The sequence below is a fragment of the Porticoccus sp. genome (assembly GCF_041592135.1).
GTDB lineage: Bacteria > Pseudomonadota > Gammaproteobacteria > Pseudomonadales > Porticoccaceae > Porticoccus.
On sequence record NZ_JBFHQR010000040.1, the window covers coordinates 1 to 16,938 of the forward strand.

Sequence of the window (16,938 nt, forward strand, 5' to 3'; positions counted from 1 at the left end):
ATGAACGGCGCCGCTGCCCGCAAGTGCCAGGTGGGTGATCGCGTGATCATCGCCACCTATGCCCAGTACACGGAAGAGGAAATGGTTCGCCACAAACCGAAACTGGTGTACCTGAACGCCGACAATAGCGTCGAACGCGCCTCCAACACCATTCCCGTGCAGGTGACCTGATCGGCCGTTCTTTCGCTGTCATCTGATTGGGCAAAAAAATGCCGGTGGTTTTGCCACCGGCCAGGATTGCTGGATTGGAAAAAGCTGCTGGATAGGAGAATGCTAAGGGTGGTAAAAGTCTGTCAGGCGGATAATCTTCCCGCCGTTTTCATGGCCTCGGCGATTTCATCGAGAATCGCCGGGTCATCAATCGTTGACGGAACTGTATAGGGCTGGCCGTCGGCGATCTGGCGCATGGTGCGGCGCAAAATTTTGCCGGAGCGCGTCTTCGGCAGGCGCTGCACAATCAGCGACTGGTCATAGCAGCCCACGGCGCCGATCTGCGCCCGCACCATCTGCTTTAACTCCGCGGCCAACGCTTCGCCACCGACCGCGGCGCCATCCTTTAACACCACCAATCCCATGGGCAGCTGGCCTTTCAGGTCATCGCTGACGCCGATCACGGCACACTCCGCCACGGCGGGGTGAGAGCCGACAATTTCCTCCATCTGCCCGGTGGAGAGACGGTGTCCGGCCACATTGATGACATCGTCGCAGCGCCCCATCACAAACAGGTAGTTGTCCTCGTCCAGGTAACCTTCGTCGCCGGTCAGGTAATGGCTGGGATAGGTGTCCAGATAACCGGCCTCAAAGCGCGGGTGGTTGCCCCAGATGGTGGTCAGGGTGCCGGGCGGCAGTGGCAGCTTGATGGTAATCAGGCCCTTGTGTCCGGCGGGTACCGGCTCGCCCGTTTCATCGAGTATTTGTATCTGGTAACCGGGCATGGGCACCGTGGCCGACCCGGCCTTGGTGGGCATTGGCTCGAGGCCGATGGGATTGCCGGCGATCGCCCAGGCCGTTTCGGTTTGCCACCAGTGGTCAATGATGGGCAGTTGGGTTTTTTCCTTCAGCCATTCGTAGGTCGGGGGGTCCAGTCGCTCGCCGGCCAGGTAGATACGTTCCAGGCTGGAGAGGTCGTATTGTTTCAAGGCTTCCGCTTCCGGATCCTCCTTGCGCACGGCGCGAAACGCGGTGGGTGCCGTGAACAGGGTCAAGACCCTGTGCTCGGCACAGACGCGCCAGAAAGCGCCGGCATCCGGGGTTCTGACCGGCTTGCCCTCGTAGAGGATGGTGGTACAGCCGGTGAGCAGCGGGGCGTAGACAATATAGGAATGTCCCACCACCCAGCCCACATCGGAGGCCGCCCAGTAGACATCGCCGGCCTTGACGTTGTACACCACGTCCATGCTGTAGCGCATGGCCACCGCATGGCCGCCGTGATCGCGCACCACCCCTTTCGGTTTGCCGGTGGTGCCGGAGGTATAAAGGATATACAGGGGGTCGGTGCCCTGCACCGGTAGCGGTGGGGCAGGCTCTGCTTCGGACATCAATCTGTGCCAGTCGATATCGTGCAGAGACCGCATTTCCGCCCGACATTGGGGGCGCTGCAACAGCACCACATGTTGCGGTTTGTGCAGCGCCGTGGCGATGGCCTCGTCCACCATGGGCTTGTAGGGGATCACCCGGCTGATTTCTATGCCGCAAGAGGCGGTGACAATCACCTTGGGCTGGGCGTCGTCGACGCGCACGGCCAGTTCGTGGGGGGCAAAACCGCCAAACACCACGGAGTGGATGGCGCCGAGCCGGGCACAGGCCAGCATGGCGATAACCGCTTCCGGCACCATCGGCATATAAATGACAACCCGGTCACCTTTCACGACCCCCAGTTTTTGCAGGCCGCCGGCGAACAGGGCGACCTGGTCGCGCAGTTCGCGGTAGCTAAAGGTTGCCTTGCTGTCGGTCACGGGTGAATCGTAGATCAGGGCCGGCTGGTCGCCCCGGCCCTGTTCCACATGGTAGTCCAGGCACAGATAGCTGGTGTTCAGTTCGCCGTCGCTGTACCAGCGAAAATACTGGTTCTCGTCAACACTGAGGATGGTTTGCGGTTCCTTGTACCAGCTGATGCGCTTGGCCTGCTGGCGCCAGAACTCTTCCGGATTGTCGAGAAACTGCTGGTACTGCTCTCGGTATGTGCTGTTTGTGGACATCGCTGATTCCATCCCCCCAACGTTGATCTGTTTTATTGAATTGTTTGCCGCTCGAGCGCCCAGTGCAATTCGACCTAGGTACAACACCCCCGGAGGTGTATCGCTTGCAACAGGCATCAAAATCATTGAATCTTTGCCGATGAACCCTTGGGCAACGCCACAACAGGGACATTCCCGGCCATGATTTCGCAACCCTTGTTGTTGCTGGTGGCGTTGGGCTGTGTCTTGCTGTTGGTGGTCGTGGCTCTGTGGGCCGAGCGGCAGCCCCAATGGCACAACCGGCTGCGCCCCTACATTTACAGCCTCACCCTGGCGGTTTACTGCTCTTCCTGGACCTTTTTCGGCGCCGTGGGCACGGCCGCCACCACCGCCTGGGCCTATGTGCCCATCTACCTCGGCCCCATTCTGCTGTTCGTGCTGGGCGCACCGATACTGCGCAAACTGGTGAGCATCGGCGCCCGCCAGAAAACCACCTCCATTGCTGACTTTATCGGCTCCCGCTACGGCAAGCGCCAGTTGCTCGCCGCCTTGGTGGCGGCGGTGGCGGTGGCGGGTTCCATGCCCTATATCTCCCTGCAACTGCGAGCGGTTTCCCTGGCCTGGGAAACCCTGACCGCATCCACGGCCAATGGCGACGCGGCCTATCTGCCGGATGTCGCCCTGGTCACGGCGCTGCTGCTGGCGGTATTTGCCATGGTGTTCGGCACCCGTCACATCGAGGGGCGGGAGCGCAATCGCGGCATGATGGCGGCACTGGCGGTGGAGTCGGTGATCAAGATCGTGGCACTGATTACGCTGGCGAGCCTGGCGCTGTTTATGGCGGCAAGTGTGGAGTTTGAACCATCGGTCACCAGTGAGGCATTGCTGGCACCCTGGCTGTCGAACCCGATCAATCCCCAGTTTGTCACCATGGTGCTGTTGTCGATGTTGGCAGTTATCTGCCTGCCCCGGCAGTTCCACGTCACCGTGGTGGAGTTTCAGGAAGATCGGGATTTACAGGTTGCCCACTGGTTTTTTCCGCTCTACCTGCTGGTGGTGATCGCGGTGGTGTTGCCCATCGCCATGGTCGGGACGCAATTATTTGGCAGCGGTGACATTCCCCCCGACACCTATGTGTTGAATCTGGCCATGCACGGTGATTCGGAATGGCTGGCTATCCTGGCCTTTGCCGGAGGATTTTCGGCGGCCACCGGGATGGTGATCGTGGCAACGGTGACCCTGGCCATCATGGTGTCGAACGAAATTATCCTGCCGCTATTGCTGCGCTGGCGCAAAGACCAGTTCCGCCAAACGGCTTTCTTTATGGGGCGGCACCTGCGCTGGATTCGCCGGGTCTGCATTCTGGCGATTCTGATGGCCTCCTGGGTGATGTACCGGATGATTGGCAAAGATCAGGAGCTGGCTTCCATCGGTCTGGTTTCCTTCGCCTGTTTTGCCCAGCTGGCCCCCGCACTGTTGGGCGGCGCCTTCTGGCGCCGTGGTCACGCCTATGGCGTCTATGCAGGGCTGGCGCTCGGGTTTCTGTTCTGGGGGTACTGCCTGCTGCTCCCGACCCTGCTGGAACCGGGGGATAGCCTGCTGGTCAACGGCCCCTGGCAGTTGAGCTGGCTGCGTCCGCAGTCTCTGCTGGGCATGGGGTTTCTCGATCCCCTCAGTCACGGAGTGTGGTGGAGCCTGTGCAGCAATCTGCTCATTTACCTGGGGGTTTCCCTGCTGGTCAGGCCCGGTGACCGGGACAGTTTTCAGGCCAGCGTTTTTGTGGATGCCCCCGGGCCGAGACTCTACGGCGAGGATGATTTCGAACTGTCGCCGATCAGGGTGGTGCAACTGCGTCAGTTGATGGAATCCTTTCTCAGCCGCAGCCAGTATGAGGAGCTGTGGCGGGGCTGCGAGGAGCGCTACCGGCAGCGGTTGCTGGACAACGACCGCGCGCCGGTATTTGTGGTGCGCCGGGTGGAGAAATTCCTCGCCGCCATCGTCGGATCGGCCTCCGCCCAGAGTGCCATCACCCTGTTGCAGCGCACCGAACCGCTGCAATTCAGTGATATTGCCGCCATTGTCGGCGGCACCTCGGAACAGCTCCAGTTCAACCGCGACCTGCTGCAAACCACGGTGGAAACCATCACCCAGGGTATCTGTGTGGTGGATGCCGACCTGCGGGTGGTGGCCTGGAATCGCCGCTACGAGGAAATGTTCGATTACCCGCCGCGCCTGCTCTATGTCGGGTGTCCGATCAAGGCCGTGTATGAGTTCAACGCCAAGCGCGGTCTCTATCGGGATTCCGATAACCTCGGGGAGCAGGTGGAGCGTCGCCTGGATCTGCTGCGCAGTGGCGGTTCCCACCGCTTCGAGCGCACCCTGCCCAGTGGCACCACCATCCAGGTGGTGGGCAACCCCATGCCCAACGGTGGCTTTGTCGCCACCTATACGGATATCAGCGATTACAAGACTGTCGTCAAGGCATTGGAAGAGGCCAAGTCGACCCTGGAGGAGCGGGTGACCCAGCGCACCGCGGACCTCTGCAACCTCAACTACAAACTGGCGGAGGAAAACCGTTTGCGCGCCCGGGCGGAAGAGGAGCTGCGGGGTATTCATGCCAGCAAGAGCCGCTTCATGCAGTCCGCCAGTCACGATCTGTTGCAGCCCATCAGCGCCGCGAAACTGTTTGTCTCCTCCATCCAGCACCAATTGGCCGGCAAGGAACAGGTCTCCCTCATCCGCCAGGTCGATCACGTGCAGAAATCCCTGGAAACGGCGGAAAGACTGATCGCCGCACTGCGGGAAATTTCCGGGCTGGAAGGGGGCAAGATGCAGCCGGATATGACGCATTTCTGCATCGGGCCGGTACTGCGGGAGTTGGCCACTGAATTTGGCGTACTGGCGGTTGAGAAGGGGATCGACCTGCATTTCGTGCCCTGTCAGGTCACCCTGGAAAGTGATCCCCACCTGTTGCGCCGCATTCTGCAAAACTTCCTCAGCAATGCCATTCACTACACCAAGCGGGGCCGCTTGCTGCTGGGTTGCCGCCGCACCGCAGCCGGGTTGCGCATCGAAGTCTGGGATACCGGCCCCGGCATTGCCCCGGATGCCATGGACCGTATTTTTGTGGAGTTTGAACGGCTCAGTCCGGGCGCCACCAGCACCGACACGGGGCTTGGCCTCGGCTTGACCATTGCCAAGGGTATGGCTGACCTGATGGGACACTGCATCGGTGTGCAGTCCGAGCCGGGGGAGGGATCGGTCTTCAGCATCCTGGTGCCCTATGGGCAGCGCGACGAGGTGTTGGAAAAAGCCCTCCATCCCGTTCGACCGCGTCCCAGGTTGCTGGGGGTCAGGGTGCTCTGTATCGACAATGAAGAGGAAATCCTCGAGGGAATGAAGAGCCTGCTGAACCAATGGGGCTGTCAGGTGCTGCTGGCAAAAGGGCCGCGCGAGATGGGGCCACTGCTGAACGGTTATCCGCCGGATATTCTGCTGGTGGATTTCCACCTGGATGAACACCTCACGGGCATTGAATTGGTAAACGGCCTGCCCCAGACCTGGCGCCATCGCCCCTGCATGATGATCAGTGCGGATAACTCCGACGAGATCCGCCAACAGGTTGAAGAGGCGGGTTTTGCCTATATGTCGAAGCCGGTGTCTCCCGAGAAACTGGCCAAGAAAATGACTTCGCTGGTACGTCCCGCCAAGGCCTCCTGAGCAGCACCAGGCGGGTTTTCCTGATCACGACTTTTCCCGCCGGGCGGGTGGGGCTAGACTAGCGGCCACTCAGTTCAGCAACAGGAAACCCTCTATGCCGTCATTTGATATCGTCTCAGAAGTGGATATGGTGGAAATTCGCAACGCCACCGAAAACACCCAACGGGAACTGACCACCCGCTTTGATTTTCGCGGTGTCCAGGCCGGTGTCGAACTCAAGGACGGCATTGTCACCCTCAGTGCCGAGTCCGATTTCCAGTGCCAGCAGCTGCTGGACATCCTCAGCAAGAACCTGGTCAAACGCAATGTCGATCCCTATGTGGTGGATGTGGATGAAGAAGCCGAGCACAGGGGCAAGACGTTTTCACTGCAGGTGCGCTTCAAGCAGGGCATCGAGCAGGACATGGCGAAGAAAATTATCAAGCTGTTAAAAGACACCAAAATGAAAGTGCAGGCTGCCATTCAGGGCGACAAGATTCGCGTCAACGGCAAGAAGCGCGACGACCTGCAGGAGGCCATCGCCCTGGTGCGTGGCGCCGAGCTGGGGCAGCCGTTTCAGTACGAGAATTTCAGGGACTAGCAGCCTGCTGAACCCCCAGCTGCCCGCTAAACTGTTGACGCATTCACTCTGCTGATCAATGCTTAGTAAAAAATCAGGTCAGCAGGATGCCAGAGAATCTCTTTCCCCGTTACAGTTTCAGTGGGCTATTCGTGGCCTCGCTATTGCTGATGCTGATACCGCCTCTCTTCGATACCGGCAGCAACCTGGTGAGTCGCTTGTCGTGGGTTGCCGTATTACTGATGGGGCTGTGGTTGGTGAACGCAAAGCGGCGCCTGTTTATCATCGGTTGTCTACTGGCCTTGCCTGCTATCGTGATCGCCTGGCAACCGCTCCCCATTGACCTCAATGCGCTGACCCTCAGTTATATTGTGCTCAGCGTGTTGTTTCTATTGTTCATCCTCGGGAATCTGCTCTACTTTGTTGTGCAGATGAAGCGTGTGACCGGCGACCTGATCTTTGCTGCCCTTTGCACCTATCTGCTGATAGGTGTGCTCTGGGGACATTTTTTTCTCATGATGCACATTCTCATTCCTCAGGCATTTTCCTCCGCAGTGAGTGGCGATTGGCCGTATCCGCAGGCGCTTAGAGAATTTATCTACTTCAGCTTTGTCACGCTATCGACACTGGGCTATGGCGATATTACGCCAGTCAGCCCCGTCAGCCGCTCCTGGGCAATGGTGGAGGCCGTTATCGGGCAGTTTTATTTGGCCATTGTGGTGGCCAGGCTACTGGGGCTCTACATTTCAAAGGAATCATCCCGCTCCCAGTAAAAAGGTTTTTATTGAAAAACGATATGGTGATGGATACCGTTGAAAGCGGGTTATTGATTTCGGGCTCAGGTACAGTGTGGCTGCCAACCATTGATGCTGCGGGAGAATGGATGTGCTGGAAACGGCTCAGGGGACTCATCGGGAATTGTTGGCGTGTCCGGAATGCGACCTGTTGCTGTTGGTCACAGGTCCACCCCTACATGGCAGTTTGCTCTGCTCCCGCTGTGGCGCGTTGGTGCAGGACGCCAGACAGGATTCCCTCAATCGCACGTTGGCCCTGAGCCTTACCGGCCTGATATTGGCCATACCAGCCAATTTGCTACCCATCATGGAATTCACGATTAGTGGTTTGAGTACCCGCAACACCATGTTGAACGGGGCGTTCAAACTGTTTGAATCCGGTTATGCCTGGATGGCCTTTCTGGTGATTTTTTGCAGTGTTATCGCGCCATTGGCGAATCTGCTATTGCTGTTTGTGATCAGTGCGGGGGCTCATTGGCGGTTTATGTATCCATGGTTGCCCCAGCTCCTGCGGCTGTACCACCACCTGGAAGAGTGGGGCATGCTGGATGTTTATATGCTCGGCATTCTGGTGGCATTGATCAAGATACGCGATCTCGGTGACCTGGCAATCTCCGGTGGCCTATACAGTTTTGTCCTGTTATTGATGGTGGCCACCTGGAGCAGCAGAACATTCCAGCCCGAGGCGATATGGCAGAAACTGGAATCGCGGCCATGAGCATACCGGTCACCGGGTTGTCGCGGGGGTGGATGCGCTGTACGTTATGCGGCAAATTACTCAAGCCATTGCCGGGAGAAAGCGACAGCTATTGCCCGCGCTGTCATACCAAAAATCATTTTCGTCTCTCCGCCAGTGTCTCCCGCTCCTGGGCCTATACCGTGGTCGGCTGGTTATGTCTGGTACCTGCGAATTACTTTCCGGTGATGACGGTTATCTATTTTGGCCGCGGCGCCCCGGACACGATTATCTCGGGCGTCGCCCATCTCTGGAGCGCCGGCATGTGGGGAATTGCCGCGCTGGTATTTGTCGCCAGTGTCGCCGTGCCTGTTTTAAAACTGGTGGGTTTGTCTATCCTGTTAATGACGGTTCAGTTCAAGTGGATGCTGGATAGACGCCAATGCGCCATGTTGTTTCGGGCCATCCATTTTATTGGACGCTGGTCGCTGCTGGATCTGTTCATGATTTCCATTCTGGTGACGCTGGTGGATCTGGGGGCAGTGGCCACTATCGAGGCGGGTCCGGGTAGCACCGCATTTGCCACGGTTGTGGTAACCACCATTCTTGCCGCCAACAGTTTTGATGCACGCCTGATCTGGGATTTGGAAAAGGAACCCTCATGACCGACGACAGCGAATACGCGGTCCCCGCCGTCCTACCGCACAAACGCATCTCCATCGTTTGGCTGCTGCCTTTTCTGGCCGTCATGATTGGTGCATGGCTGGTGTACAGAAACATTGTGGCGGGGGATATCGAGGTGTCCCTGCATTTGCCTACTGGGGAGGGCATCACGGCGGCCAAAACGGAAGTGAAATACCAGGGTATCAGCATTGGTCTGGTGCGGGATATCCAGGTGAAACCTGATCTCAACGGCGTAGTGGCCACCATTGATTTTGAACGCGCTTTCGAGCAAGCGCTGACGGAGGGAACCCAGTTCTGGCTGGTGAGCCCGGAAATATCACTGATGGGTATCAGCGGGTTAAACACCCTGGTTTCAGGTAGTTACATCACTGTTCTGCCCGGCCCTGCCGGCAGTCGACCCATGAGAGATTTTGTGGCGTTGGATGAGCCGCCGGCCGGCCTGCTCAACAAGGATGGCATACGCCTGCGCCTCCTCTCCGAGGACTTGGGTTCCATCAACAGAGGCAGTCCGGTTCATTACCGTAAATTCCATGTTGGCGAGGTCGAGGACTATGTTTTGCTGCCGGATGGCAGTGGTGTGGAAATGACGCTGTTTATCGATCAGGCCTACGCCCCGCTGATCAAGCGGAGCACCCGTTTCTGGAATAGTTCAGGGTTTGAGATTGATGGCTCCCTGGCGGGCGTGAAAATCCGGACCGGTTCACTTGCTGCCATTGTGGCCGGTGGCATTTCATTTTTCACGCCTGAACCACAACCCGGTAACGATAATACAGCAGTGGAGAGCGGCGCAGAGTTCAGGCTCTACCCGGGGTTCAGGGAGGCAAATGCCGGTATTCCCATTACCATTGAATTACCGACCGCAGAGGGGCTGGAGGAGGGCCGGACACCCCTCAAATACAAGGGTATTGCAGTTGGTGAACTGGCCAAAATCAAGGTTTCTCCCTCCCTTGAGCATGTGCTTTGCACGTTCATGATGGACCCCAGAAGCGCCCCGGCCCTGAACGAAAGTGCGCGCTTCTGGTTGGTAAAACCCGAGATTAATCTTGAGGGCATCTCAGCACTGGGCAATCTGATATCGGGTAATTTTATTGAAATGGATTTCTCTCTCGAGGGTAATCCGAAACGCGAATTTGTGGCGCTCCCGGGGCCTCCCGAGCTGGATTACAGCACCCCGGGCCTGCATTTGAAAATGACGTCTGAAGATCTCTCGTCGCTCACTCGCGGCACCGAGATTTATTATCGAAAAATTCCCGTTGGAAACGTTCAGGGGTATCGATTAATGCCCGATGGCCGGACATTGGAAGCCAACCTGTTTATCGAGCCGGAGTATGCCCGGCTGGTGACGGGAAATACCCGTTTCTGGAAGGTGGGTGGCGTGTCGCTGAAGGGGGGCCTTTCGGGTATTGATTTGAAGGTGGAGTCGCTGGCCGCTTTGGTGCGAGGAGGAATTGCCTTTTCCAGCCTGGATCATCATACCCCCGCGCCGCCGGCAAAAAATGGGGATGTGTACGACCTTTATCCCAGTGAGGAAGCGGCAAAATCTGAGGTTCTGGAAATTGCCATTACCTTTAATAGTGGCCACGGATTGAATGTTGGGACAGCCTTGAAATACCAGGGCGTTAAAATTGGGGAAGTGCTCTCCATAGCGTTGGATAAAACATTCCACAGCGTCGTCCTGACAGCCCGTCTCGATGCGGGAGCTAAAATGATTGCCCGGGAAAATACCCGTTTCTGGGTTGTTCGCCCCATTCTGGGACTTGCCCAAACCGCCAATCTGGACACCCTGTTGAGCGGACAGTACATCAATGTCAGCCCTGGCGATGGCCAACCTGTCAGCCATTTTCACGGCCTGGATGCGCCCCCGGAACTGCTGGAAACCCAGGGGGGGCTGACCATCAACCTGTTGTCGGATCGTCTGGGTTCCATCAAATCGGGAGCGACGGTCTATTACCGCGATGTGCCAGTGGGCAAAGTCATCGGTTATCGACTATCCAGTACGGCCGAAAAGGTGATCATCGCAGTCAATATCGAGAAAAGATTTGCCGGGCTGGTTCACCAGAACACGGTGTTCTGGAATGCCAGTGGCATCGATGTCGATGCAGGGCTGTTCAAGGGGGTTAAAGTCCGCACCGAATCCCTGGAAACGATTCTTTCCGGGGGTATTTCTTTCGCCACGCCGCCGGAGGAATACATGGGTCCGTTGGCGGCCGAGGGCAGCGAATTCAGACTCTACAGCGAACCCAAAGAGGACTGGTTGAGTTGGCATCCGAAAATCCCTGTGCAATGATGTAATCATTATTTCCAGATGACAATTTGAGCAGGACGGTTTAGAGCGTAGATGTGCTTGGCTCCACCCCCTTTGGGAATGGTTAGCCCGGAAGAACAAAAACTCGGGTTGTGGGCAATATGGATATCTCTTCATCTGTGTTTGGCGGCATTGCGAGACGAAGCAGTTTCTGCGTCATGCTTTCTGTCATTTTTTTCTGGCTCGGTGGTTGTACCTCCGTGGGGCCTGATTTCCACCGACCAGAGGCCCCCAGCCACGAGGCGTGGCTGGCGAAAAACCCCTCCTTCAGCAAAGAGCGTGTCACCCAGCCCGCATGGTGGCGATCATTCAATGATCCGGTCCTGGATCAGCTGGTCGAGATGGCCTTTCAACAGAACCTGCCCCTGCAAGTGGCGGGTTTGCGCATTGCCGAGGCCAGAGCCCGGTTGGGTATCGCCCTGGGCAACCGCTATCCGCAGCTTCAGCAGATAGGCGGCTCGGTCTCCGCTGTTCGACTCAGTGAAAATTCCCCCAACTTCAATCCCGCGGCAGATGAGGATTTCACCAATCTGCAGCTGGGTTTCGATGCCGTTTGGGAACTGGATTTTTGGGGACGTTACCGCCGCGCCATAGCCTCGACCGAGGCAGGAGTGATGGCCAGCGAGGCGGATTATGACGACCTGCTGGTGATCCTGGCTGCCGACGTGGCCCGGGCCTACATCAGCATTCGCAGCCTGGAGGAGAGACTGTCCCTGGTGCGGGCAAACATCCAGCTACAGGAGGAAAGCCTGAGGATTGCCACCGTCCGCTACGACAATGGCGCCACCACCGAGCTGGATAAACAGCAGGCGGCCTCCAATCTGGCCAACACCCAGGCACTGGAACCCGGCTTGATTATTGCGTTGCGCCAGGCGAGCCATGCGCTCAGCCTACTGTTGGCGATCCCGCCCGGGGATCTTTCCGAACTGATCGGGCAGTCGGGGCCGCTCCCCAAGCCGGTGTTTGATGTGGCCACAGGTGTTCCCGCTGACTTGCTGCGCCGCCGCCCGGATGTCCGTCGGGCCGAATACGTCGCGGCCAGCCAAAGTGCCTTGATCGGCGTGGCCACAGCGGATTTATACCCGAGTTTTTCATTGGCGGGTTCCATCGGCTATCAGACGAGCAACACCGGCAATAGCTCCAGCGAGGATATGTTCAACAGCGACAGTTTGTTTTTCTCCGGAGGTCCGTCTTTTCGCTGGAATATTTTTAATTACGGGCGCCTGAAAAATAATGTCCGCGTCCAGGACGCCCGTTTTCAACAAAGCCTATTGTCCTACCAGAACACGGTGCTCAATGCCTACCGGGAAGTAGAGGATGCGATGGCGGCCTATACAGAATCACGCCGTGAGACCGACTTCCGTGCCCGCAGTGCAGGGGCGGCGTTGCGCGCCGTTGACATTGCCAATACACGCTACCGGGAAGGCGCGATCGATTTTCAGCGCGTGATCGACTCCCAGCGTTTTCTGGTAACGCAACAGGACCAGTGGACTCGAGCCAGAAGTGATATCGCCCTCAGCCTGGTCGCCCTATACAAGGCGCTGGGCGGCGGTTGGGAAGTGATGGCCGGTCAACCGGTAATTCGCAATGACACACTGCAGGAAATGCAACAGCGCACGGACTGGGGGGATTTGCTCGGTGGTGGAGGGAATTGAGATGCCGTGGTTGAAGGTGGAAATGATTTGCCGGGGTGATGGGCCGGATAAGGGAGCGCGCAATGAGATATGAAACCGTACTGGCAGGGCAGATCAAAGCACTGGCACTGACGATCCTGATTGCACTCACAGGCTGTGGTAAAGCACCTGAACCTCTGCCGGATGCGCCCGCGAGGCCCATCAAAATGGCGGTGGTGGGCGATGAAAAAGCCCGCTCCACCCGTGAATATCCCGGCGTGATCACCGCGGCGCAAACGGTAAAACTGGGCTTTGAAGTGCCGGGCAGAATTGTTGAGTTGCCCATCACCGAGGGGCAGAAAATTAATGCCGGAGAGATGTTGGCCAAACTGGATCCCCGTGACTATCTGGCGGCCCGGGACGCAGCCAAATCCAATTACGTAACCATGGAATCCGTTTATAAAAGGGCCAAGCGTATATACGACCAGCAGGCGGGCTCCCAGGCGGAAGTGGACTTGGCGTTGCGCGATCTGGATATTGCCCGTGAAGAGTTGAGGAAAGCGCAAAAGGCACTGGAAGACACGGTGTTACTCAGCCCTTTTAACGGCGAGATCGGCAAGAAACTGGTGGATAATTTCCAGAATGTCCAGGCCAAGGAGCCGGTGTTATTGCTGCACAATGTGCAGCAGCTTGAAGTGGATATCACCGTGCCGGAACAGGATTTTGTCTCCGCCGACACGGCAGTCGGCCTTGAAGAGCGTACCGCCCGGTTAAACCCGACGGTGGTTCTCAGTACCCTGCCCGACAGGGACTTCAAGGCACGATTCGTATCATTTTCCAGCGCGGCAGACCCCGTCACCCGCAGCTATACCGTCACCCTTGCCTTTGACAACCCGGACGCCCTGAATATTCGCCCCGGTATGACGGCCAAGGTGGTTCTCCATATGGCTGCAATTCAATCCGGTGAAGCAGGCAGTTCCTTCATGTTGCCGGTTTCGGCCGTTGCCGTGGAGCCAGATAACAGGGCCTATGTTTGGAAAGTTGATCCGCAAACCGCGCAGGTAACACGGGTTCCCGTGTCGGTGGGGCCGATGCTGGGGGCTGCGATCCAGGTGAGCGGCCCACTGAAACCCGGTGACCGTGTGGCCGCCGCCGGCATACATCATCTACGGGAAGGGATGGAAGTCTATCCGCTGGAGGCTGAGTGACGGAGCAGCTGCGATGAACATTGCCCAATTTTTTATTGAACGCAAGGTCGTCACGCTGGTGCTGACATTTGTCATGCTGGGCGCCGGCATCACCAGTTATCAGAGCTTGAGCCGGTTGGAGGACCCCGAGTTCACCATCAAGGATGCCCTGGTTATTACCCCTTATCCCGGAGCTTCAGCCGCCGAAGTGGAGGAGGAGGTGACGGACCGGCTGGAGAAGGCAGTACAGAAAATGGGGCAGGTCAAACGAGTTGTCTCCAAGTCCGAACGCGGACTCTCCACTCTGACGGTGACCATCAAAGATAAGTATGGCAAGGAATTATTGCCCCAGGTGTGGGATGAACTGCGCCGCAAAATCAATGATACCCAGCGGGAGCTGCCGCCCGGTGCCGGTGTTCCGCTGGTGGTGGATGACTACGGGGATGTCTACGGCATTTTTATCACCCTCAGCGGTGAGAGTTACAGTTACGCAGAGATCAAGGACGTGGTTGACCTGTTCCGCCGGGAATTGCTGCTGGTAGAGGGTGTCGGGAAGATTGATACCTATGGAGAAAGAACGGAAGCAATTTACGTCGAACTCAATCGCGATCGACTGTCCCAATTGGGAATACCACCCTCCGTGGTCGTCAATGAGCTGCAGCAGAAAAACCTGGTGAGTGATTCCGGGCGGGTCAAGGTCGGTGCTGAATTCATCACCCTTAATCCAACCGGAGAAATCAGCACAGTTGACCAGTTTGGCGATGTGCTGATCAGCATCCAGGGTTCAGACCAAATCTATTTGCGGGATATCGCCCGTATCTGGCGTGGCTATGTGGAACCCCAGACCAACCTGATTCGCTACGACGCCCAGGTGGCTATAGGTCTGGGCATTTCCACTGTTTCCGGTGGCAATGTGGTGGAGATGGGGAAGGCGCTGAAAAAACGTTTCCATGAATTAACACCACAGGTTCCGGTGGGTATTGAGGCGGGGTTGGTCTCCGTACAATCAGATGCCGTCAGCGTGGCCATCCGGGGATTTGTGGTGAGCCTGCTGGAGGCGGTCGCCATTGTGATCGTCGTGCTGTTTTTCTTTATGGGACTGCGCGGTGCGGCCCTGATTGGCTTTGTATTGCTGTTGACCATTGCGGGTTCGTTTATTTTTCTGGCACCGATGCAGGTGGCGCTGGAACGGATTTCCCTGGGTGCACTCATCATCGCCCTGGGCATGTTGGTGGATAACGCCATTGTGGTGGTGGACGGGGTCGCTGTGCGGGTGAAACAGGGAGAGGACGCGAAACAGGCCTCTATTGATGTTGTTCGCCAGACAGCGCTGCCCCTGCTGGGCGCGACAGTGATTGCCATTCTGGCATTTGCCGCCATCGGCACCTCGGACGACAATACCGGTGAATTCTGCCGTTCCCTGTTTCAGGTGGTGCTGGTGTCGCTTTCCCTCAGTTGGGTGACCGCCGTCACCGTGACACCACTGCTGTGTGTGATGTACCTGAAAAATACCGGCACATCCGATAGCGGAGAGGTGAACAGTGGCCGTATCTATCGGGGATACCGAAAATTCCTGTTGTTTTGTCTGCACCGCAAAACCCTCGCCCTCGGCGTGGTGGTCACCCTCTTTGTCACCGCTCTCTGGGGTTTCCGGTTTGTTGAGCAGAGTTTCTTTCCTCCCTCCACCCGGCCTCAATTAATGGTGGATATCTGGTTGCCCCAGGGCACCCATATTGATGAAACCACCAGCCTGGTGTCCGGTGTGGAAGCCTATCTTCGCGAGCGCCCGGCGGTGACCCATGTCACCTCACTGGTTGGCAAGGGTGGGCTGCGATTCCTGCTGACCTATACCCCTGAAAAAAGTAACAGCGCCTACGCCCAGTTGCTGGTGGACGTGGACGATACCGCTCAAATGGATGCATTGCTGGCAGACATTGAATCCCACCTCAAGGCGTTTTATCCCGATGTGCTCGGTTACGCCTCAAAATTTCAGTTGGGACCGGGGAGCACGGGCAAGATCCAGGCGAGAATCAGCGGCCCGGATCGCACGGTGTTGCGCGATATTGCCGATCAGGTGAGGGCTATCTATGCTGCCCAGCCTAACAGTAAGGGCATCCGCACCGACTGGCGGCAACGGGTGAAAGTGGTCAGGCCGCTGGTGGCGGAGCAACAGGCCAACCTCAATGGCATTACCCGCCAGGATATTTCCCGTGCGCTGCTGGAAGGCTTTCAGGGAGAACGGGTGGGGATATTTCGGGAGGAGGACCTGCTGCTGCCGATCATCCTCCGTGCCGAGGAACAAAATCGCGACGATATCGCCAGTCTTTACAATCTGCAAATCTGGAGCCAGGTCGCTGCCAGTATGATTCCCCTGCGCCAGGTGGTGACGGGGTTTGAAACGGTTTTCGAAGACGAAATTATTATGCGCCGGAATCGCAAGCCGACCATTACCGTGTTCATGGACCCAATCTCTGGCCCGGCGTCAATCTTGTTCGCTACCGTTCGCCCGGAGGTGGAAGCCATCAAACTGCCGCGAGGCTATGAACTGGAATGGGGGGGAGAATATGAAGACTCGGGTAATGCCCAGGCCGGTTTGTCGGCCAGTCTACCGGTGTTTATCCTGCTAATGGTGCTGATCACCATCATGCTCTTTAATTCCCTCCGCCTGCCCCTGATTATCTGGCTGGCGGTGCCGCTGGCGCTGATCGGTGTGACGGCCGGCCTCCTCGCAACGGCTCAACCATTCGGCTTTATGGCGTTGCTGGGTTTCCTCAGCCTGATTGGCATGCTCATTAAAAATGCCATCGTACTGATCGATGAAATTGTTCTGCAACACAGCGGGGGCAAAGACCTGATGAATGCGATTGTCGATTCCGGTGTGAGTCGATTGATGCCCGTGGCAATGGCGGCATTGACCACGGCACTGGGGATGATTCCACTGTTGTTTGATGCATTTTTCAGCGCCATGGCCGTCACCATTATTGCCGGGCTGATCTTTGCGACCCTGCTGACGATGGTGGTTGTGCCGGTGCTCTATGCGCTGTTTTACCGCGATGAGGCAGGGGGTTAAGGTTTTGTTTGGCTAGGGCCTGTTCACACTAATTTGCTTACCACTGCTGGAGGTCATTTTTGCTTCCAGCGAGGCGGAATGAGCGTGGTTTAGTTATTCTAAATGAGCGAATGACAACAACGCTGGGGGCAAAAATGGCCCCAGCCCTTCGGG

At 57.4% G+C, this 16,938-nt stretch carries 11 protein-coding genes; 10 read left to right on the plus strand and 1 reads right to left on the minus strand.

The window, feature by feature from the left end:
- Positions 1 to 171, plus strand: a 171-nt coding sequence (locus ABY948_RS05655; protein WP_461481552.1) for an aspartate 1-decarboxylase, incomplete at its 5' end; no start/stop codon positions are given.
- A gap of 122 nt (positions 172 to 293) precedes the next feature.
- On the opposite strand, the gene ABY948_RS05660 is transcribed toward ABY948_RS05655, so the two are convergent.
- Positions 294 to 2,324: a propionyl-CoA synthetase gene (locus ABY948_RS05660; protein WP_461481543.1), complete on the minus strand. Its 2,031-nt coding sequence runs from the start codon at positions 2,322 to 2,324 to the stop codon at positions 294 to 296.
- A 54-nt stretch (positions 2,325 to 2,378) separates the two neighbouring features.
- Between ABY948_RS05660 and ABY948_RS05665 the strand changes: the two genes are divergently transcribed.
- The 9 genes from ABY948_RS05665 (at position 2,379) to ABY948_RS05705 (ending at position 16,785) form a co-directional block, all read left to right on the plus strand.
- Positions 2,379 to 5,897, plus strand: a complete 3,519-nt coding sequence (locus ABY948_RS05665) for a PAS domain-containing hybrid sensor histidine kinase/response regulator (RefSeq protein WP_461481544.1) — start codon at positions 2,379 to 2,381, stop codon at positions 5,895 to 5,897.
- Between the two features lie 94 nt (positions 5,898 to 5,991).
- Positions 5,992 to 6,477, plus strand: coding sequence for a YajQ family cyclic di-GMP-binding protein (locus tag ABY948_RS05670; RefSeq protein WP_461481545.1), 486 nt, complete (start codon positions 5,992 to 5,994; stop codon positions 6,475 to 6,477).
- A gap of 149 nt (positions 6,478 to 6,626) precedes the next feature.
- Positions 6,627 to 7,229, plus strand: a complete 603-nt coding sequence (locus tag ABY948_RS05675; protein WP_461481553.1) for a potassium channel family protein — start codon at positions 6,627 to 6,629, stop codon at positions 7,227 to 7,229.
- A 112-nt stretch (positions 7,230 to 7,341) separates the two neighbouring features.
- Positions 7,342 to 7,968 carry a paraquat-inducible protein A gene (locus ABY948_RS05680; RefSeq protein WP_461481546.1) on the plus strand — a complete coding sequence of 209 codons (627 nt, stop codon included), beginning with the start codon at positions 7,342 to 7,344 and terminating at the stop codon, positions 7,966 to 7,968.
- Entirely contained in the window at positions 7,965 to 8,591 is a 627-nt protein-coding gene (locus ABY948_RS05685; RefSeq protein ID WP_461481547.1) for a paraquat-inducible protein A, read from the plus strand. The genes ABY948_RS05680 and ABY948_RS05685 overlap by 4 nt, the downstream gene beginning before the upstream one ends.
- Entirely contained in the window at positions 8,588 to 10,897 is a 2,310-nt protein-coding gene (locus tag ABY948_RS05690) for a PqiB family protein (protein WP_461481548.1), read from the plus strand. The genes ABY948_RS05685 and ABY948_RS05690 overlap by 4 nt, the downstream gene beginning before the upstream one ends.
- A 176-nt stretch (positions 10,898 to 11,073) precedes the next feature.
- On the plus strand, positions 11,074 to 12,570 hold the full coding sequence (locus ABY948_RS05695; RefSeq protein ID WP_461481549.1) for an efflux transporter outer membrane subunit: 1,497 nt from the start codon (positions 11,074 to 11,076) through the stop codon (positions 12,568 to 12,570).
- Positions 12,571 to 12,632: 62 nt separating this feature from the next.
- Complete coding sequence (locus ABY948_RS05700) at positions 12,633 to 13,736, plus strand: efflux RND transporter periplasmic adaptor subunit (RefSeq protein ID WP_461481550.1); 1,104 nt, start codon at positions 12,633 to 12,635, stop codon at positions 13,734 to 13,736.
- Positions 13,737 to 13,749: 13 nt separating this feature from the next.
- On the plus strand, positions 13,750 to 16,785 hold the full coding sequence (locus ABY948_RS05705) for an efflux RND transporter permease subunit (protein ID WP_461481551.1): 3,036 nt from the start codon (positions 13,750 to 13,752) through the stop codon (positions 16,783 to 16,785).
- The last annotated feature ends 153 nt before the right edge of the window (positions 16,786 to 16,938 follow it).

What these genes read in the sequence shown, in the direction of transcription:
- ABY948_RS05660 (WP_461481543.1), bottom strand. Translation starts at nt 2,324, where the DNA reads ATGATTTTGATGCCTGTTGCAAGCGATACACCTCCGGGGGTGTTGTAC.
- ABY948_RS05665 (WP_461481544.1), top strand. Translation starts at nt 2,379, where the DNA reads ATGATTTCGCAACCCTTGTTGTTGCTGGTGGCGTTGGGCTGTGTCTTG.
- ABY948_RS05670 (WP_461481545.1), top strand. Translation starts at nt 5,992, where the DNA reads ATGCCGTCATTTGATATCGTCTCAGAAGTGGATATGGTGGAAATTCGC.
- ABY948_RS05675 (WP_461481553.1), top strand. Translation starts at nt 6,627, where the DNA reads ATGCTGATACCGCCTCTCTTCGATACCGGCAGCAACCTGGTGAGTCGC.
- ABY948_RS05685 (WP_461481547.1), top strand. Translation starts at nt 7,965, where the DNA reads ATGAGCATACCGGTCACCGGGTTGTCGCGGGGGTGGATGCGCTGTACG.
- ABY948_RS05690 (WP_461481548.1), top strand. Translation starts at nt 8,588, where the DNA reads ATGACCGACGACAGCGAATACGCGGTCCCCGCCGTCCTACCGCACAAA.
- ABY948_RS05695 (WP_461481549.1), top strand. Translation starts at nt 11,074, where the DNA reads ATGCTTTCTGTCATTTTTTTCTGGCTCGGTGGTTGTACCTCCGTGGGG.
- ABY948_RS05700 (WP_461481550.1), top strand. Translation starts at nt 12,633, where the DNA reads ATGAGATATGAAACCGTACTGGCAGGGCAGATCAAAGCACTGGCACTG.
- ABY948_RS05705 (WP_461481551.1), top strand. Translation starts at nt 13,750, where the DNA reads ATGAACATTGCCCAATTTTTTATTGAACGCAAGGTCGTCACGCTGGTG.